18 protein-coding genes are annotated in these 18,690 nt (G+C 66.4%); 3 read left to right on the top strand and 15 right to left on the bottom strand.

Going from position 1 to position 18,690, the window contains the following annotated elements; all coding sequences use genetic code 11:
* From JVX91_RS19320 to JVX91_RS19310, 3 genes are read right to left on the bottom strand one after another with little or no spacing between them, the layout of a single operon-like run.
* A complete protein-coding gene (locus tag JVX91_RS19320) occupies positions 1-1,641 on the bottom strand; it encodes an MlaD family protein (RefSeq protein ID WP_205335783.1) in 1,641 nt (546 codons plus the stop codon).
* Complete coding sequence (locus JVX91_RS19315; RefSeq protein WP_205335782.1) at positions 1,622-2,257, bottom strand: paraquat-inducible protein A; 636 nt, start codon at positions 2,255-2,257, stop codon at positions 1,622-1,624. Before JVX91_RS19315 ends, JVX91_RS19320 begins: the two co-directional genes overlap by 20 nt.
* A complete protein-coding gene (locus JVX91_RS19310) occupies positions 2,254-2,850 on the bottom strand; it encodes a paraquat-inducible protein A (protein WP_205335781.1) in 597 nt (198 codons plus the stop codon). The genes JVX91_RS19315 and JVX91_RS19310 overlap by 4 nt, the downstream gene beginning before the upstream one ends.
* 486 nt (positions 2,851-3,336) lie before the next feature.
* On the opposite strand from JVX91_RS19310, the gene JVX91_RS19305 reads away from it, so the two are divergent.
* Positions 3,337-4,638, top strand: coding sequence for an OmpP1/FadL family transporter (locus JVX91_RS19305; RefSeq protein WP_205335780.1), 1,302 nt, complete (start codon positions 3,337-3,339; stop codon positions 4,636-4,638).
* A gap of 61 nt (positions 4,639-4,699) precedes the next feature.
* A complete protein-coding gene (locus tag JVX91_RS19300; RefSeq protein WP_205335779.1) occupies positions 4,700-5,371 on the top strand; it encodes a DUF3313 family protein in 672 nt (223 codons plus the stop codon).
* Positions 5,372-5,432: 61 nt separating this feature from the next.
* On the opposite strand, the gene JVX91_RS19295 is transcribed toward JVX91_RS19300, so the two are convergent.
* The 12 genes from JVX91_RS19295 to JVX91_RS19240 form a co-directional block, all read right to left on the bottom strand.
* Complete coding sequence (locus JVX91_RS19295) at positions 5,433-6,053, bottom strand: TetR/AcrR family transcriptional regulator (RefSeq protein WP_205335778.1); 621 nt, start codon at positions 6,051-6,053, stop codon at positions 5,433-5,435.
* A gap of 70 nt (positions 6,054-6,123) precedes the next feature.
* The gene (locus tag JVX91_RS19290; RefSeq protein ID WP_205335777.1) at positions 6,124-7,617 is read right to left on the bottom strand and encodes an aldehyde dehydrogenase; all 1,494 of its coding nucleotides are present in this window, start codon (positions 7,615-7,617) and stop codon (positions 6,124-6,126) included.
* Between the two features lie 40 nt (positions 7,618-7,657).
* Positions 7,658-9,286, bottom strand: a complete 1,629-nt coding sequence (locus tag JVX91_RS19285; protein ID WP_205335776.1) for an ABC transporter ATP-binding protein — start codon at positions 9,284-9,286, stop codon at positions 7,658-7,660.
* A 19-nt stretch (positions 9,287-9,305) separates the two neighbouring features.
* Positions 9,306-10,118, bottom strand: coding sequence for an ABC transporter permease (locus JVX91_RS19280; protein WP_205335775.1), 813 nt, complete (start codon positions 10,116-10,118; stop codon positions 9,306-9,308).
* A gap of 9 nt (positions 10,119-10,127) precedes the next feature.
* Entirely contained in the window at positions 10,128-11,084 is a 957-nt protein-coding gene (locus JVX91_RS19275) for an ABC transporter permease (RefSeq protein WP_205335774.1), read from the bottom strand.
* A gap of 70 nt (positions 11,085-11,154) precedes the next feature.
* Entirely contained in the window at positions 11,155-11,934 is a 780-nt protein-coding gene (locus tag JVX91_RS19270) for an alpha/beta fold hydrolase (RefSeq protein WP_205335773.1), read from the bottom strand.
* Between the two features lie 11 nt (positions 11,935-11,945).
* Positions 11,946-12,152 (bottom strand): tautomerase family protein, encoded by a 207-nt coding sequence (locus JVX91_RS19265; protein ID WP_205335772.1) that lies wholly within the window; start codon positions 12,150-12,152, stop codon positions 11,946-11,948.
* On the bottom strand, positions 12,143-13,204 hold the full coding sequence (locus tag JVX91_RS19260) for an LLM class flavin-dependent oxidoreductase (RefSeq protein ID WP_205335771.1): 1,062 nt from the start codon (positions 13,202-13,204) through the stop codon (positions 12,143-12,145). Before JVX91_RS19260 ends, JVX91_RS19265 begins: the two co-directional genes overlap by 10 nt.
* 14 nt (positions 13,205-13,218) lie before the next feature.
* Positions 13,219-14,211 (bottom strand): flavin reductase, encoded by a 993-nt coding sequence (locus JVX91_RS19255; protein WP_205335770.1) that lies wholly within the window; start codon positions 14,209-14,211, stop codon positions 13,219-13,221.
* A gap of 19 nt (positions 14,212-14,230) precedes the next feature.
* Complete coding sequence (locus JVX91_RS19250; RefSeq protein ID WP_205335769.1) at positions 14,231-15,811, bottom strand: ABC transporter substrate-binding protein; 1,581 nt, start codon at positions 15,809-15,811, stop codon at positions 14,231-14,233.
* A 401-nt stretch (positions 15,812-16,212) separates the two neighbouring features.
* On the bottom strand, positions 16,213-16,485 hold the full coding sequence (locus tag JVX91_RS19245) for a helix-turn-helix transcriptional regulator (RefSeq protein ID WP_240201624.1): 273 nt from the start codon (positions 16,483-16,485) through the stop codon (positions 16,213-16,215).
* Between the two features lie 113 nt (positions 16,486-16,598).
* On the bottom strand, positions 16,599-17,360 hold the full coding sequence (locus JVX91_RS19240; protein ID WP_205335768.1) for a thioredoxin family protein: 762 nt from the start codon (positions 17,358-17,360) through the stop codon (positions 16,599-16,601).
* Between the two features lie 94 nt (positions 17,361-17,454).
* Here JVX91_RS19240 and JVX91_RS19235 point away from each other — a divergent pair, with 94 nt between their 5' ends.
* Positions 17,455-18,651, top strand: a complete 1,197-nt coding sequence (locus tag JVX91_RS19235; protein WP_205335767.1) for a helix-turn-helix domain-containing protein — start codon at positions 17,455-17,457, stop codon at positions 18,649-18,651.
* Positions 18,652-18,690: the final 39 nt, after the last annotated feature.

Raw genomic sequence — 18,690 nt, 5'->3', positions numbered from 1 at the left:
TCAGGGCTGCAGGTTGTCGGCGTCGGCGTTCTTCGGGCGCCCGCGGATCAGCGACTCCGGATGACGGCCGAGGTAGTCGGACAGGTCGCGCAGCGAGCGTGACATCCGGTCCAGTTCATCCAGCGTATCGCCGAGTTTCTCCCGCTGCGGCGAGTTCTCGCCCAGGGCCGAATTGGCCGTGGCCAGGGTCGTGCGCACCTCGGCCAGGGTGTTGGTCACGGCGGGCAGCGTCTGCGTATTGAACTGTTTGAGGCTGCTCTGCAGCTCGCGCAGATTGCCGTCGAGATTGTTGGCGATGCGCTCCAGCGGCAGCTTGCGGATGCGTTCGACCACCGCCTGCAGTTGTTCCTGGAGTTTCTCCAGGCTGCTGGGCACGGTCGGGATCCTCATGGGCCGCGCCGTCGGGTCGAAGGCTACCGGCTTGGCGTCGGGGTAGAAGTCCAGCGAGATATACAACTGGCCGGTGAGCAGGTTGCCGCTGCGTGCCTGCGCGCGCATGCCATGCTCGACGAAGCTGCCGATCACACGGCTGACACCGGCCTCGTCGCCGACGCTGCTGTCGAAGACCTTGAGCATCTTCTGGTGCACCGGCCCGAGCCGTTGGGGGTAGATCACGGCGTCGACGACCACCGGGAAAATCTGCATTTTCTCGTCATAGTCCAGCTGGATGCCCGTGACCTTGCCGAACTCGACGCCCATGAATTCCACCGGCGCCCCGACGCTCAAGCCGCGCATCGACTGGTCGAAGCGCAGCCGCAGGTACTGCGCCAGCCCGGCCGGCGGCGCCAGGGCGGTCTCGTGATCGGCATACAGCTCGAAGGTCTGGTTGTCGTTGGCGGCAGCGGCCTCGGCGCTACCCTCCGGAGAGCCAAAGGCGAGCCCACCGACCAGCAGCGCCGAGAGCGATTCGGTGTTGACCTTGAGGCCATTGGCGCCCACGTCGACGTCGACGCCGCTGGCATTCCAGAAGCGGCTGTTCTGCGTCACGAAGGCGTCGTTGGGCGCCTCGATGAAGATGCCCAGGTCCACGCCCTTGCCGTCGCTGCGCAAGGCATAGGAGGTCACCTGCCCCACCGGGATCTTGCGGTAATAGATGGGCGAGCCGATATCCAGCGAGCCCAGGTCATCGGCGCGCAGCTGGAAGCTCTTGCCCTTCTCGCCGTAGGTAATCGGCGGCGGCGCCTCCAGGCCGGTGAAGCGCTTCTGCGGCGAGGTCGACTCCCCGGTGTCCGCACCGATGAAGTTGCCCGACAGCAAGGTGTCCACGCCGGTCACGCCGCCGGCACCGATGCGCGGACGCACCACCCAGAACTTGGCATCCTTGGTGGCGAAGGACTCGGCCTCCTTGTTGAGCTTGACGCTGGCCGTGACACTGTTCTTGTCCTTGGCCAGCTCGACCGCCTCCACTTCGCCGATCACCACGCTGCGGTATTTCACCTGCGTCTTGTGCGCGACCAGCCCTTCCCCCGTCCTGAAGGAAATCTCGATGGTCGGCCCCTGTTCCATCCAGTTGCGCACGATCAGCGAGGCGCCGACCAGCAGCGCCACGATCGGCACGACCCAGACCAGCGATACGTTCCAGCGCCGCGTGCGCACCTGCGGCTGTCCGGGCGCGGCGTGCTTAGGGGTGTCCTGCTCCATCGATAGGATCTCCGTCGTCCCAGATATGTCGTGGATCGAAACTCATGGCGGACAGCATGGTGAGTACCACCACCATGCCGAAAAACAGGATGCCGGCACGCGGCTCGATGGTGCCCAGTTCGCGCATCTGCACCAGCGCGGCGACCAGGGCCACGACCATGACGTCGAGCATCGACCAATAGCCGATCAGCTCGACGAAACGATAGAGCTGCGAGCGCTGCCTGCGCGCCCAGGTGCTGCGCCGTTGGGCAGTCCAGAGCAGCAGGGCCAGGGAGAAAAACTTGATCGCCGGCACGCCGATGCTGGCGATGAAGATGATCAGGGCGATATCCCAGGCGCCGCTCTCCCAGAACTCCAGCACGCCGCCGCCGATGGTGCTGTCGATGCCCTGCCCGAGCATCTCGGTGTGCATCACCGGCAGCAGGTTGGCGGGGACATAGAAGATCAGCGCCGCCACCAGGTAGGCCCAGCCGCGGGTGATGGCATCCGCCTTGCGTCGATGCAGCGGCGCGCCACAGCGTTCGCAGCGGTGGGCGTTGCGTCGGGTGTCGCAGGCACTGCCGCAGCCGTGGCAGAGGCACAGGTGCAGCTCGCTGGCCAGCGGCGGCGCGCTCATACGCGCTCCCACAAGTCGCGAATATCCTTGCCGGCGATGTAGATGATCAGCACGCTGAGCGCCGCCATGGCGACCAGCCCGATGCCGGGGATCACGTCGAGCAGCCCGGCCAGCTTGATCACCGCGACCAGCGTCCCCAGCAGACAGACTTCCAGCATGCTCCAGGGCCGCAGGCTCTCCAGGCAGCGCATGCACAGGGCGAACGCCGGCGCCCGGCGCCCGCCCAGGGCGAAGAGCAGTACCCAGACCAGCAACGCCACCTGGAAGGCCGGCGCAAAGATGATGGCCAGCGCGGTGACCAGGGCGATGAAGGTAATGGGGCCGTTGCTGAGGATCATCACCGCGTCCCACAAGGTCGCCGAGTTGCTCAGCCCCTGCATGCTGATGGTCATTACCGGATAGCTGTTGGCGAACGCCAGCAGCACCGCGCCGGTCAGCGCGAGCGCGAGGCGCTGCTGCGGCGACAGCGTATTGTGCCGATGCAGCACCCCACCGCAGCGGACGCAAAGGGCGCGCTGGTGGCGCTGTAACGGCTGGCGGTGGTACACCGCATCGCAGTATTCGCAGATGATCAGATCGTTGGCTGAGGCCATGAGCACTCTCGTGATGCGCCGGCCTGGGTCGCCGGCCCTGGGAATCGCCATCCACGACGAGAGCCCTGCCACGGGCCCCCGGAGCGATCCGAAGAAGCTGAGCACAAGACTAGTCGAGGTTTTTCCGTGGCGACGGGTGCGAGACGAAGCGTCCCCTTTTTCGGGGCGAGCCCCGCGCCCTCCCCTGATGCGCGGGGCGAATGGCCGAAGGCACCCGCCATCGCCTGGAAACCCCCGGCCTAGAGGCATCCGGCACGACTGACGAATGCTGCACGGCTTTCCTGCGAGCGCCTCGGTTGCCGTGAAGTGCATAGCAATACGCGAATAATTCCATCGGGCGGTTGCGCATCGGAAGCGCGTAACTACGCTGATTCCTTGTCACAGCCGGGCGTCCGGATGCCCCGGTGCGCGCACCGCACCGAGGGATCGCTCCTGGAGCCAGCACCGGAAGTGCTGTGGCTGCCCATTTTCAGCAGGGGATGCTCTATGACGACAGCCCGCGTCGGCGTTACTCGTCTCGTCTGCTCTACCGTATTGTTGACTGGCCTGGGCGCCCTGGCGCAAAGCGCCAATGCCGGTGGCATCTTCATCTATGAAGCCGGCCAGGAAGGCAACGGCCTGGCCAATTCCGGCGCCGCCGCACTGGCAAACGATCCCAGCGTGCTGATGAGCAACCCCGCCGGCATCGCCGAGCTGAAGGGCACGCAGATCAGCGCGAATGCCCAGGTCATCCTCGGCGACATCCGTTTTTCCCGCGACAGCGACAACCAGTTCGACGGCAACGAAGGCGGCAACGCGTTGCAGTGGCTGCCCGGTGCGAGCTTGTTCATCAGCCACCAGCTCGACGAGCGCTCGGCCATCGGCTTCGGCATGTACGGCAACTTCGGCCTGGCGCTGAACTATGACGACGACTGGGCGGGCCGCTACTTCACCCAGGAAGCGGCGCTCATGAGCGTGTCGTTCCAGCCGACCATCGCCCACCAATTCACCGATCAACTGTCGGTCGGCATCGGTCCGCGCATCATCTATGGCTATTACCGCAACGAGATGGCCATCAATAACAATCTGCTGGGGCTGGCCGATCGGCCCGATGGCCAGCTGGAATACAAGGACACCGACGTTGGCACCGGCGTCAACCTGGGGCTGCTGTACAAGCTCGACGAACGCACGCAGATCGGTCTCGCGTACACCAGCAAGGTGAAGTTGGAGTTCAAGGACAGCCCCGAGGTGCGCGACGTCAGCAACCCGATCATCAACGCGGCCCTGCGACGCCTGGACGTCGATTCGCTGGAACTGGACATGAACGTCCCGCAGACCGTCCTGTTCAGCGTGGCCCACCAGCTCGATCCACAATGGAAGCTGCTGGGCAGCCTCGGCTGGCAGGACTGGAGCGACTTCGGCCAGATCGGCGTGGAAGTCGACGCCAACGCCGGCGGCGTCAACCGCACCGTCGAGCGGCAGTACAAGGACACCTGGCACGCCTCCATCGGCGCGCAATACCAGGCCAACCCGCGGTTGCGCTGGAGCATGGGCCTGGGCTACGACAGCTCGGCGGTGGACGACAAGGATCGTACCGTGGACAACCCCATGGGCGAGGCCTGGCGCCTGGCTACCGGGGTGAACTACGCGTTGGACGAAGGGCTCGATCTGCACCTGGCCTACACGCTGGTCTGGCTGGGTGACATGGAGGACCAGCAAACCAAGGCGCGCTCGGGCGAAACCCTTTCCGGCACCTATCGCAACAGCGCGCTGCACATCCTCGCCGGCGGCGCGACCTGGCGTTTTTGATAACCCCGTGCAGCGGGGCGTGGCACCCAATAGAACCGGCTCATCCACAAGGAGATACAGCATGAAGTTGAAGTTACTCGGGGTATCGCTCTGCCTTGGCGCGCTCGCGCTGTCCGGCTGCGCCAGCAAGTACGTGCCACCGGAGCAGTATTCCGGCTTCCTCAAGGACTACAGCGTCCTCAAGGAAGACAAATCGCCCTCCGACGCACCGGTGATGCGCTGGATCAAGCCGGGCATCGACGTCAGCAAGTTCACCAGCGTGTACGTCGAGCCGAGCCAGCTCTACCCGCAGCCGCAACCCAGCGAGAAGATCCCGCAGAGCACGCTGGACGGCATCACCAAGTACTACGACCAGACGCTGAAGACGCAATTCTCCAAGGTCCTGCCATTGGCTGAAGGTCCCGGCCCGGGCGTGCTGATCGTGCGCCCGGCGATCACCGCCGTCAGCGCCTCGACCAAGGGCCTGCAGCCCTATGAAGTCATTCCCATCGCGCTGATCGCTGCCGGTGTCAGCACCGCCACCGGCATCCGTGACCAGGACACCAGCATCGCCACCGAAGCGGCCTTCCTCGACGGCAGCGACGGCAGGGTCGTCGCCGAAGTGGTGCGCAAGGGCGCCGGCACCGAGCTGGAAAACTCCGCCCAGGTCATGAGCGCCAACGACGCCAAGGCCCTGCTCGATGGCTGGGCGCGGGACATGGTGAAGTCCTTCGAAAGCCTGAAACGCAAGTAACCCGTGCGCCCGGCAACGACCCCACAGCGGGGCCGGGCGCCGCTCCACTCCTGTGAAAGCCTCAAGCGGCGGGCGCTTGCGCCAGGTAGCAACGGGCCAGGTCCAGGCAGGACGAAATACCGTTCTCGATGGCCTTCATGTTGCGTCGGCGCTGCCAGTCGAGCCACAAGCCATCGAGCATGGCCATGATCGCATCGGCGGCCTTCTCGATCCGCTCGTGGTCGCTGCCGCGCTCATCGGCGATGCGCCGGAGGATTTCCACCAGGCGTTCGCGATACACCGCATAGAGCTTGCGCTCGGTCTCGGCGATGTCGTCCTGGAACAGTGACGCCGACCACAGGTCGATGCGCACCGAGAGGTAGCTTCGGTCGAGGAAGGTCGCGCTGAAGCCGCTGCGCAGGAATATCTCCAACTGCTCCATCGGCGGATTGCCCGGCTCGGCGCTGAGGCTGGCGTAGGTCGCCTCGTACAGGCGGCGCGAGGCGTACTGGTAGGCCTCCATCAGCAACTGGTTCATGTCCTTGAAGTGGTAGCTGATGTGCCCCAGGGACATGTCGGCGCGCGCGGCGACCTTGCGCGCCGAGAGCTTCGCGTAGCCTTCCTCGCTGAGGCAGAGAAAAGCTGACTTGATGATCTCCTCACGGCGCTGTTCGGGGCTTTCGTAGGTTTTCTTGCGCGTCATCTCGCCGTTCCTGAGCCTGTCGATCCTGGGAGGCTGGATTATCCAGCCCCCTTGCCCACCGGGTCAAAACTCACAGGCGTATCCACGTCGCCTTCAGCTCGGTGTACTTGTCGAAGGCGTGCAGCGAGCGGTCGCGGCCGTTGCCGGACTGCTTGTAGCCGCCAAACGGCGCGGTCATGTCGCCGCCCGAATACTGATTGACCCACACCGAGCCAGCACGCAGTGCGCGGGCCATGCGATGGGCGCGGGACAGGTCCGAGGTCCACAGCGCCGCCGCCAGGCCATAGGGCGAATCGTTGGCGATGGCCACGGCCTCTTCCGGGGTGTCGAAATCGATGACCGAGAGTACCGCGCCGAAGATTTCCTCGCGGGCGATGCGCATGCCGTTGTGCACCCCATCGAACAGCGCCGGCGCCAGGTAGCAACCGGACTCTCCCGCCAATCCTTCTTCGCCGCCGAGGATCAGGCGAGCGCCCTCCTCCTCCGCACCCTGGATGAAACCGCGCACCTGTTCGACATGCTGGCGGTCGACCATCGCGCCGTAACGCGTTACCGGGTCCAGCGGATGGCCGGGCGCCCAGCCTGCCAACGCGCTGCGCAGGTGTTCGAGGAATTCCTCCTTGATCGATCGCTGCACGAGCAGCCGCGAGCCGGCGGTACACACCTGCCCCTGGTTGTAGGCGATGGCCGCTGCGGCACTGCCGGCCGCCTGGAGCAGATCGGGGGCATCGGCGCAGACGATGTTCGGGCTCTTGCCGCCGGCTTCGGTCCAGACGCGCTTCAGGTTCGACTGCCCGGCGGCGATCATCAGTTGCTTGGCGATGCGGGTGGAACCGGTGAAGGCGATGGCATCCACGTCGTTGTGCAGCGCCAGGGCCTGGCCTGCTTCGTGACCGTAGCCACCCAGCACGTTGAACACGCCATCGGGAATGCCGGCTTCGCTGGCCAGGGCGGCAATCCGGATGGCGGTCAACGGCGAGCGCTCGGACGGCTTGAGGACCACCGAGTTGCCCGCTGCCAGGGCTGGCGCGAACTTCCAGCTGGCCATCAGCAAGGGGAAATTCCAGGGCACGATGATGCCCACCACGCCCACGGCTTCGCGGGTCACCAGGCCCAGTTGGTCGTCGGCGGTGGCGGCGACTTCGCCGTAGACCTTGTCGATGGCCTCGGCCGTCCAGCGCATGGCGTTGACGGTACCGGGCAGGTCCGCCGCCAGCGCATTGGCGATGGGTTTGCCCATGTCGAGGGTTTCCAGCAGCGCCAGTTCCTCGGCGTGCGCCTCGATCAGTTCGGCGAAGCGCAGCAAGGTGCGCTTGCGCTGCACCGGCGCCAGGCGCGACCAACTGCCGGAATCGAAAGCACGGCGTGCGGCGGCGACGGCCAGTTCCACGTCGGCCGCATCGGCGCGGGCAATGGCGGCCAGATGGCGACCCTCCACCGGGCTGATTTTGTCGAAGGTGCGGCCGTCCATGGCTGCGCGATAGTCGCCATCGATGAAGCAGCGGCCTTCGATGGCCAGTGTGGCGGCGGTGTTTTTCCAGTCTTGCAGGGTCTTGGCGGGCACGGCTCGCTCCCTTCCTTTTCTGTCTGTGAACGTTGCGTAATCAGGCGAAACCGCGACGCACCAGCGCGTCGAGCCAGTCCGGATTCATCTGCGGCATGCTGTTGAGCAGGCGCGTGACGTAGCTGTCGCACGGCGGCGTGAAGACGCTGTGCTTGTCGCCGAACTCGACGACGCTGCCGGACTTCAAGACCAGCACGTCGTCGGCGATGGACTGCACCACCGACAGGTCGTGGGTGATGAAGAGGTAGGCGATGCCCAGCTGGTTCTTCAGGTCATCGATCAAGCGCAGGATGCCTTCGGCCACCAGTTGATCCAGCGCGCTGGTGATTTCGTCGCAGACGATCAGCGCCGGGTCTGCCGCCAGCGCGCGGGCAATGCCGACCCGCTGCTTCTGCCCGCCGGAGAGCTCCTGCGGCCGCCGCGCGAGGAAGCGCGAAGGCTCCAGGCCCACCGCCGCGAGCAGCTCGCGCACCCGCGCCTGCTTGGCGGCACCCTTGAGCCCGCCGTAGAACTGCAGCGGCCGCCCCACGATGTCCTCGATGCTGTGCCGTGGGTTCAGCGTGGTATCGGCCATCTGGTAGATCATCTGGATCGAGCGCAACTGCTCGCGGCTGCGCTTGGCGTAATGCCGCGGCAGCGTCTCGCCGCGGAACAGCACCTCGCCCTGGCGGATCGGCAAGGCGCCGCTGATGCAGCGCCCCAGCGTTGATTTGCCCGAGCCGGACTCGCCGACAATGGCCAGCGTGCGTCCCGGATGGACCGTCAGCGACACGCCGTCCAGCACGCTGCGGCTGCCATAGCCGGCGCGGATATCGCGCAGTTCCAGCAGCGGGCTGGCATCGGCGCGCACCGGCGGTTGCGGCGTGCAACTGAGGTTGCGCACCGCCCACAGCGAGCGCGTGTAGTCGGCGGCCGGCTGCTCGATCACCCGGCGCTTGTCGCCGGCCTCCACCACCGCGCCATCCTTGAGCACCATCACCCGGTCGGCCATCTGCGCCACCACGGCGAGGTCGTGGGAGATATAGATGGCGGCCACCTGGAACTCGCGGACCAGTTCGCGGATGGTCAGCAGCACGTCGATCTGCGTGGTGACATCGAGGGCGGTGGTCGGCTCGTCGAAGATGATCAGGTCCGGCCGGCAGGACATCGCCATGGCGGTCATGATCCGCTGCAACTGGCCGCCGGAGACCTGGTGCGGGTAGCGCTGGCCGATGCTGTCCGGCTCGGGCAGGGAGATTTTCCGGTACAGCGCCACGGCATCGCGCTCGGCCTCGGCGCGCCCGGCCAACTGGTGCTCCAGCGCGCTTTCGCAGTGCTGGTCGATCAGCCGGTGCGCCGGGTTGAAGCTGGCGGCGGCCGATTGCGCAACGTAGGCGATGCGTGCGCCGAGCAGTTCGCGATGGCGCGCTTCCGGCAGGCTGCGCAGGTCCTGGCCTTCGAACAGGATCTGCCCGGCGGAGATCCGGCAACCGTCGCGGGTGTAGCCCATGGCGGCGAGGCCGATGGTGGACTTGCCGGCACCGGACTCGCCGACCAGGCCGAGTATCTCGCCGCGCTTCAGGCTCAGGTCGACGCCATGGACGATTTCGTTCCATTCGTCCCCGGCACCGGCTTCGATGCGCAGGCCGGTAATGGTCAACAGGGTATCGCTCAATAGTTTCTCGCTCATTCCCAGAATCCTCGAAGTCTCAGCGGCGCTGGGCCAGGAACCAATCGGCGACGAAGTTGACCGCAATCGCCAGCACGCCGATGGCGGCGGCCGGGACCAGCGGCGTGAGATCGCCAAAGGAAATCAGCGAAGCGTTCTCGCGCACCATGCTGCCCCAGTCCGCCAGCGGCGGTTGCAGGCCCAGCCCGAGGAAGGACAGCGAGGAGATGGTCAGGAAGACGAAGCAGAAGCGCAGGCCGAACTCCGCCACCAGTGGCGCGCGGACGTTGGGCAGCAGCTCCACCGCCACCAGCCAGACCAGTCCCTCGCCGCGCAGGCGGGCGACTTCCATGTAGTCGGTGACCACCACGTTCATCGACACCGAGCGCGCCAGGCGGAAGATCCGCGTGGCGTCGACCAGGGCGATGACCACGATGAGGTTGGCGATGCTGGTGCCGAAGATGGTCAGCAGCAACAGCGCGCAGATCAGCTGCGGCACTGCCATCAGCACGTCCACCAGCCGCGACAGCGCGCCGTCCAGCCAGCCGCCGACGGTGGCGGCGATCAACCCGAGGGTGCCGCCGATGAAGAACGCCAGCAGTGTCGATAGCAGCGCGATGCCGATGGTGTTGCGGGCGGCGTAGATCACCCGCGAGAGCATGTCGCGCCCGAGGTTGTCGGTGCCCAGCCAGTGGGTGGCGCTCCACGGGTCGTACTCGCCGCCGACGATCTCGGTTTCGCCGAAGGGCGCCACCACGGGGCCGAACAGCGCGAGGAACAGATAGAACAGGATGATCAGGGTGCCGATCCGGGCGGTCCAGGTCATGCGCCCGAAGCTGTGCAGGAGTGTCATGGTTTCACCTCACTGACGATGCAGCAGACGCGGGTTGGTGGCGATGGAGATGACGTCGGCGAGCAGGTTGATGCCGATGTACACCACCGCGAAGATGCAGCAGCAGGCCTGCACCACCATCACGTCGCGCTTGATCACCGAGTCGACCATTAGTTGCCCGAGGCCCGGGTAGACGAACACCACCTCCACCACCACCACGCCGGTGATCAGGTACGCCAGGTTTACCGCCACCACGTTGACGATGGGCGCCCAGGCGTTCGGCAGTGCATGGCGCAGGACGATCTTCACCCGCGACAGGCCCTTGAGCCGCGCCATCTCGATGTAGGGCAGCTCCAGCAGGTCGAGCACGGCGATACGGGTCATGCGCATCATGTGCGCGGTGATCACCAGGGTCAGGGTCAGCGCCGGCAGGAAGGCGGCGTGCAGGTGCTCCAGCAGTCCGGCCGAGGGCGGCAGGTCGGCGATGGAGGGAAACACCGAGAACTTCACCGAGAACACCAGGATCAGGATGTAACCGAGGAAGAATTCCGGCAGCGACACCGCCGCCAGGGAGATCACGTTGACCACGCGGTCGTACAGCGAGTCCTTGTACAGCGCGGCGAACAGCCCCAGCAGCAACGCCAGCGGAACCGCGATCAGCGCGGTGTAGCCAGCCAGGAACAAGGTATTGGCCAGGCGCTGGCCGATCAGCTCGGCCACCGGCCGACCGTTGGACAGGGAGACGCCGAAGTCGCCCTGCAGGCTGCCCAGCAGCCAGCTGACGTAACGCTGCAGCGCCGGCTGGTCCAGGCCCAGTTCGTGGCGCAGCGCGGTCAGCGCCTCGGGCGTGGCGGACTGCCCGAGGAGCTTCTGGGCCATGTCGCCGGGCAGCAACTGCACGGCGGCGAAGATCAGCGCGGAAACCCCCAGGAGGGTCAACGAGCCAAGAAGGATGCGACGCAAGAGAAGCGGGTAGATCAGTGCCATGTGGGTGCCCTGCGGGTGTTTTTCTTGTAGAGGGGCGGACGGGCCGAAGCCCGCCGGCCAATCGGCAGGATCAGTGGGTGACGGTGTCGTAGAAGGCTTCCAGGTGCGGGATGACCCGCTCGCTCGCTTCGATGAGGATGGCGTGCTTGAGGTCCTGGAGGATCACCAGTTCGGAGTGCGGCAAGGCATTGGCGATCTGCTGGTTGAGCTGCGGGTTGCAGCCGCCATCGAATTCGCCGGTGAGCACCAGGCAAGGCTGCTCGACTTCGTGCAGCCAGGGCGCCATCTCGGTCTCGGCATAGATGCGGAAGACGTTGAGGAAGACCTCCGCGTCGGTGTCCACCACCTGCTGCTTGCGCCACTGGATCACCTCCGGGTGCGCGACGCAGAAGTCTTCGGTGAACCAGCGCTGGGTCAGGGTATCGAGCACCGGGCCGATGCCCTTCTCTTCCATGGCGCTGACCACCTTGCGCACGTTGGCGCTGTCCTGCTCCGAGCGGAACGCCGCGGTGGACAGCAGGCCGACGCTAAGCACGTGCTGCGGGTACTTGCGCGCATAGGCCGGGCCGATCATGCCGCCCAGCGAGTGGCCGACCAGGTGCATCTTCTCCAGGCCGAGCTTGCGGCGCAGCGCCTCCAGGTCCTCCACCAGCTCGTCGAGGCCGAACGGTTCGCTCGGCAGCGGCGACTCACCGTGGCCGCGCAGGTCATAGCGCACGCAGGTGAAACGGTCCTTCAGGGCCGCGGTGACCTTGTCCCAGCCGGTCTTGCGCGCGCCGATGCCGTGGATCATCACCAGTGCCGGGCCCTGCCCGTCCACCGCCACGGCGCAATCGATTGCCTTGCTCATGAGTACCCTCCTCAAGCGTTGCGCGACTGTTCGATGATCTCGGCGTAGCTCTGCCCGCCCGAGCCCCAATCCGCCGGATCGACTTCCTTGAGCAGGATGGTCACCGCCTGGGGCTTGCCGCCGCAGACCTCGACGTAGGTCTCGGTGAGCGCCTTGATCAGCTCGCGCTTCTTCTCGGGGGTACGTCCGGGGAACATCTCGACGGTCATCAACGGCATTGGCCGATCCTCTTGCTGGGGGTGGTCGCCTGGCTGGATTTCAGCTGGCTGAAGAGTGGAATCACCTCGTCGCCGAAGCGCTGCATCATGTCCAGGGTGTCGGCCTGGGACTGGCCGAAATTGGCGGTCATGATCACTTCGTCGATGCCTGCCTCGGCGTAGGCGGCGAGCTGGTCGATCATGCGTTCGCGGGTACAGATCAGCAGGTTGTTGCCCAGCTCCTCGAGGCTCTGCTTGCGTGGCAACGGCTCGATGCCGCCGTCATGCACGATGCCGGGACCGGTGAACACGTTGTCGAAGCGCATGTAGTACTCGTGGGCCATGCGCAGCTTCTCCCGCGCGTCCGCTTCGTCCCGTGCCAGGTAGGTGGCGCGCTGCAGGGACAGGCGTCCGCCGGAGCCGCCCTTGCTCGCCGCCTTGCCCCGGCGGAAGGCGTTGACCTGGTCGAGCAGCATCTGGTGGTCGCCCGACAGCGGCGTGGTCTGCACCGACAGGCCCTGCTCGGCGCAGGCCTGGATGCCCTCCGGCGCCATGGTGGCGACCATCAGCGGAATCTCCCGCTCCGGGCGCGGCATCACGGTGAGCGCCGGGAACTGATAGTACTTGCCGTCCCACGCGACTTCCTTGCGGGTCAGCAGCGCACGCAGCACGGCGAGGGATTCGTCGAAGCGCTCGCGGGTGGAATCCATCGGCACGCCCAGGTGCTCGATCTCGTACTTGAAGGCCCCACGGCCAACACCCAGTACCAGGCGGCCATCGGTCATGGCGTCGGCCTGCACCACCTCGCCGGCGAACACCCGCATGTCGCGGATCGGCAGGACGACAATGGACGTCACCAGTTCGATGCGCTGGGTGACGGCGGCGATCTTCACCGCCATCTGCAACGGCGAGGGCACCAGCAGGATGTTGATCAGGTGGTGCTCGGGGATGGAAATGCCGGCGTAGCCGACCTGCTCGGCCACCACCGCCTGCTCCACCATGTCGTCGTACAGGCGCTTGCCGGACCCTTCATGGTCGGGCAGGTACGCGCTGAGGAAATGATTGAATTCCATGTTCTCGTCCCGTTTCAGTGTTGCCAGTCCTGCCAGTGCACGGGCTTGCCCGCGATGCCGGCGATTCGTCCGCCATCGGCGGTGTCGCAGTAGATGCCGAAGTTGTCGGCCTCGCGTTCCTTGAAGAAGCGCCGGATCATGCTCACCGTGTAGTCGCCGCTGACCCGCAGCCAGGGCTGCTCGGCGGCACCGAACACCCGCACTTCCAGCCCTTCGGGCGCCTTGTCGGTGCGACCGACCGCATCGCCCCGGAAGATCAGCCGGGTGAAGCCTGAGCCGCCTTCCTCGAAGATCGAGTAGATGAAGGCCACATCACCGGCCAGGCCGACCCGGCGGAACACCTCCCCGATCACCGCGCGCTGGCTCACGCCTTCGCGCCAGAACACCTCGGGCAGGCTCCACTGCTCGCGGCCCGGCTCGCGCACCAGCACCAGGCCGTTGTCGACGGAGATCAGGCACCCCACTTTGACCGCCGTGCGCAGGTCGGCCTGGATCGCCTTGCTGCCTTCGGCGAAATCGATGTAGCTGCCGCGGAAGTAGCCCAGCGGGCTCCCCACGCCGTCGCGGTAGCGCAGCACCTCGCCGATCAGGATCAGGTGGTCGCCGGCGTCGATCAGTTGCCGCCGCGCACAGCACAGCACGCTGAGGCTGTCGGCCAGGCACGGCGCCGAGCGTTCCGAGTCGAGCAGCGTCACCCCGGCGAATTTGTCCGGCGAACGCCCGGCGAAGGTGTTAGACAGGTCGCGTTGCCAGTCGCCAAGGATGTTGATGGCGAAGTGCTCGGCGGCCTCGTAGACCGGCAGGCCGTTGGCGCTCTTGGCGATGCACACCAGCACCAGCGCCGGGTCCAGCGACACCGAGGTGAAGGAGTTGGCGGTGAAGCCGCGCGGTGCGCCGTCGGCATCCCAGGCGGTGACGATGGTCACGCCGGTCATGAAGGCGCCAAAGGCATTGCGCAGGCTGCGGGTGTCGTCCGCGCTCACGGCGCGCCATTGAAGTGGGCTCATGGATACGTTCTCCACGGGATCAGGCAACCGACCAGCGTTCGATGGCGCGCATGCCGTCCAGCGCCATGTTGCCGGCCACCGGGCCACTGGTGACGACGTCGCGGCTCATGCCCATGATGTGGTTCATGAACATCGGCACCACGGTGGCGCCCTCCTCGTGCAGCATCTTCTGCATGTCCCAGTACATCGCCGTGCGGCGCGTTTCATCGAGTTCCGAGCGGGCCTGCAGGAGCAGCTTGTCGAAGCGTTCGTTGTTCCACTGGGTGTCGCCCCAGGACGCGCCTCTGGCGTAGATCTGGCTGAAGATCCAGTCCGGCGTCGGGCGGCCGGTCCAGTAGCACATGCAGAAGGGCTTCTTGGCCCAGACGTTGATCCAGTAGCCGTCGTTGGATTCGCGCACCACCTTGAGGTTGATGCCGGCCTTGCGCGCGCTTTCCTCGAACACCACGGCCGCGTCCACCGCGCCGGCGAAGGCCGCGTCGGCGGCACTGATGCTGATGTCGAGGTTCTCCAGGCCCGCCTGCTTGAGGTAGAAGCGCGCCTTGTCCGGGTCGTACTGACGCTGCGGCAGCTCCTTGTTGAAGTACTTCTGGTTGGCGCCGATGGGATGGTCGTTGCCGACGCTGCCATGGCCCCGCAGGATCGACTTCACCCACTGCTCGCGGTCCACCGCGTACTTCAGCGCCAGGCGCACGTTGTTGTCCTGGAACGGCGCGTCCTTGGCGATCATCGGCATGGTGGCGTGGTTCAGCCCGGCCACTTCCTCGATGCGCACCTTGTTGCTGCGCTGCAGCAGCGACAGGGTCTTCAGCTCGACGCGGTTGATCGCGTTGACCTTGCCGGTGAGCAGCGCGTTCTGCCGCGCCACCGGGTCGGCGATGGCGATCAGCTCGGCTTCGTCGACATGTGCCCGTCCGGCTTTCCAGTAGTTCGGGTTGCGCACGACATAGGCGCGCACGCCGGGGTTGTAGTCCTTCAGCGCGTAGCCGCCGGTGCCTTGCCCCGAGCGCCAGTCGGCCTGGCCGTCGGCGCCACGCGGGAGGATGCCCAGGTGGTAGTCGCTGAGCAGTACCGGGAAGTCGGCGTTGCCGCCCTTGAGGCTGACGCGCAGGGTACTGTCGTCCACTGCCTTGATCTCGTCGATCTGCGAGACGATGGATTTCGACAGTGAGCGCGAGCCGTCCTTGCGGTGGTAATCCAGGGTCGCCACCACGTCATCGGCAGTGAAGGGCTTGCCGTTGTGGAACTGCACGCCGCTGCGCAGCTTGAAGGTCCAGACCTTGGCGTCCGGCGAGGATTCCCACGACTCGGCCAGCTCGGGAATCGGGTTGCCGGCGGCGTCGATCTCCACCAGGTTGCCGCGCAGGGCCTGGGTCAGCAGCATCATGAAATCGTCTTCGGCCAGGCCCGGATCGAGACTGTCGGTGGTCGACGCGCCGGCCAGGCCGAACACCAGCTTGCCGCCCTTCTTCGGTTCGGCGAATGCCGGCAGAGGCAGGCCATTGAGCACTACGCCAGCCCACAGCAGACCCATCGCTCCCTTCACCACGTCGCGACGCGAAAAACCCAGGGTGTCGTCCCCGGGACGCTTGTCCTTCATGCCACACCTCATTGTCTTTGTTATGGGTTGTACGACCGTACAGCCTGGTGGCAAAGAAAAGCCCCGTTCACTTCATCAGTCGCTGGGGCTCAGTGCCTGCACGCAAGGCTTTGATCGGCATTTCTGTACATCTGTACAAATTATTAACCTGCGGAGCCTGCGGCTGCAAGCATTTTCTGTACAGTCGTACAGAATGACTGCCAAGGTCTTCCCGGAGGTTGCCGATCCCGCACCTGCGGCGGTGCGCTCAGGTCATGGAGGTGTCATGGGGGGATTCTTCGTTGCTGCGCTCATGCCGTGGAAACTGCCGCGGCAGGCAGGGCCGGCAGCAGGTTGGGCGATCATCCGCTGGCACGGACAGGCAGGCGCCCTCGCCCGGTCGGTACCTGCGCGAGGCGTGCTCAGAGCGCTTCGCGTCCGCGCCCGGTGATCACATAGAGGATGTCGAAGCCCAGCCCGTCCAGCAGGCTGAGCAGGTCCGCGTTGGGCATCGAGGCGCCGGTCTCGTAATACTGCCAGGTGCGGCGGCTGCAGCCGACGCGCGCGGTCACTTCGTCGACGGTAAAGCCCAGGCGTACGCATTCGCGCCGGAGGCGCCCGCCAATCTGGTCGCGCAATCGCTGCCGCTCGCCCGAGCGCAGGCTGATCGAATCGTCACATCCTGTCTTGTCCACGCCGCTTACCCTGATGCCGGATTGGCTCCTACCTGTCTAGTCGGATGAGACAGGAAAAACAGGAACCTACGACAGCCGAAAACAATCTCAGCGTGCCCGCAAGGACTGGACTGTCAGTCGTCGTATTCGTCGTGCCTGCGCCACCAGTTGCCGAGTTCGTTCCGCCCAAGAGGCGCTCGGTCGAGCCATTGGAACAGCCCCCAGAGGACGTCGAGCCCTCGCGCATAGGTCGAGTAGCAGTGGTAGATCGCGTCGCCGTCGCGAACGAAGCTGCTCATGCCGGGGCGGTCGCGACTGAAGGTCGGCACGTCGGTGCCGCAGCAGGCGGCGGTTTCCACCACGGCAGCCGGCGCGGGCGACTGCCCCACCGCACGCCCCTCCTGGCGGAAGTTGTACTCCAGCTCCCCGCTTCGCTGCTGCGCCTCGGTGAAGGACACGTTGAAGTCGTAGTTGAAGGCGGTGCCATGGGACGATGCCCAGGGGAAGGTCCAGCCCATGCGCTGGCGATATTCCAGCAACCGCGCCAACGGGGCGCGGGAGACGGCCAGCAGACTCACGTCGTGCTGCGCCAGGTGGGCGACGAACCCCTCGAAGCCATCGGCGATGTTCGAGCAGGACGGGCAGCCGGCGCGGTAGTCCGGGCCGAACATGAAGTGATAGACCAGCAACTGCGAGCGGCCGCCGAACAGGTCGGCGAGCGTGGCGACGCCTTGTTCGGTGTCGAAGCGATAGTCCTTGTCGATTTTCACCCAGGGCAACGCCTGGCGTTTGCGTGCCAGTTCGTCGCTGCGCCGGGTCAGCGCCTTTTCCTCGACCAGCAGTGCCAGGCGTGCGGCCAGCCATTCTTCGCGGGTGCCTGTGGGGTGGGCAGTCATGGGATTCTCCTCCGCCAGCGGCGGCTCGGTGGGCATGGCTTAGACTAGGCAGCGGGCCGACGTCGACGGGAGTGACAAAGGTGGCGGGATTTCCATGGATTCGCTGATCACGGCGGCGGCCTGTGCCCTCGCGGCCGGCGACCCACTGGGCGCGCTGAACCGCGTGGCGTTGCGCGAGGACCCTCCGGCGCTGGCCTTGCGCGGCATCGCCATGGCCCAGCTGGGCGATTTCTCCCTGGCCCGCCAACTGCTGCGCCGCGCCGCTCGGGCTTTCGGCGCCCATGAGCCGATGGAACGCGCCCGCTGCCGGGTGGCCGAGGCGGAAGTGGCGTTGGCCAGCCGCGAACTGAGCTGGCCGATCGAACCGCTGGAGCAGGCGGCGCAGGTGCTGCAGAGCCATGGCGATACGATCAACGCTGCCCAGGCGCGCTACCTGCTGGTGCGCCGGGCGCTGCTGATCGGCAAGCTCGATGAGGCCGGTGCGTTGCTCGGCTCGCTGGACCCGGTTTCGCTGCCGGCGCCCCTGCGCGCGGTGCACTGGCTGATCGCTTCCGGCATCGCCGTCCGCCGGTTGCACGCGGCTGAGGCACGGGCCGCGCTGCGCAAGGCCGCCGAAGCGGCTTCCGCGTCGGGCATCCCAGCCCTGCGCGCCGAGGTCGACCAGGCGGCGCGCATTCTCGATGCGCCGGCCGCCCGGCGGATCGACCGGCAAGCCACGCGACTGCTGTCGCTGGATGAGGTGGAAAGCCTGCTGCGTTCCGATGCCCTGGTGGTGGACGCCTGCCGCCATCGCATCGGCGGCCTGTCGCTGGGCAGCCGCCCGGTGCTCTTCGCACTCGCCCGCGCGCTGGCCGAGGCCTGGCCGGGCGATGTCTCCCGTACCGAACTGATCGGCCGGGTGTTCCGCACCCGCCACCCGGACGACACCCACCGGGCACGACTGCGGGTAGAGATCGGCCGTTTGCGGCGCTTGCTGCAACCCCTGGCGGGCATCGAGTCGACGCCTCGCGGTTATGTGCTACTCGCCGCCAATCCGATCGTCCTTGCGCCGCCGCTGGAGGACGCCAACGCTGACGTGCTGGCGCTGCTCAGCGATGGTCAGGCCTGGGCCAGCTCAGCCCTGGCGCTGGCGCTCGATACCAGCCAGCGCAGCGTACAGCGCGCCCTCGAAGCGCTGGCCGATGCCGGTCGGGTGGAGGCACTGGGGCAAGGGCGCGCGCGGCGCTGGAGCCTGCCGCCGGCGCCGGGATTCGCGACGACCTTGTTACTCCCCGCGCCCTTTGGCGCCTGAATAGGCTCAAGCCTCCCACCCACAACGTGCAGGGCCAAA

Source organism: Pseudomonas sp. PDNC002, assembly GCF_016919445.1.
Taxonomy (GTDB): Bacteria; Pseudomonadota; Gammaproteobacteria; order Pseudomonadales; family Pseudomonadaceae; genus Pseudomonas.
Note: the sequence above shows the minus strand (reverse complement) of the source record. Positions and strands in the feature narration are given on the sequence as shown.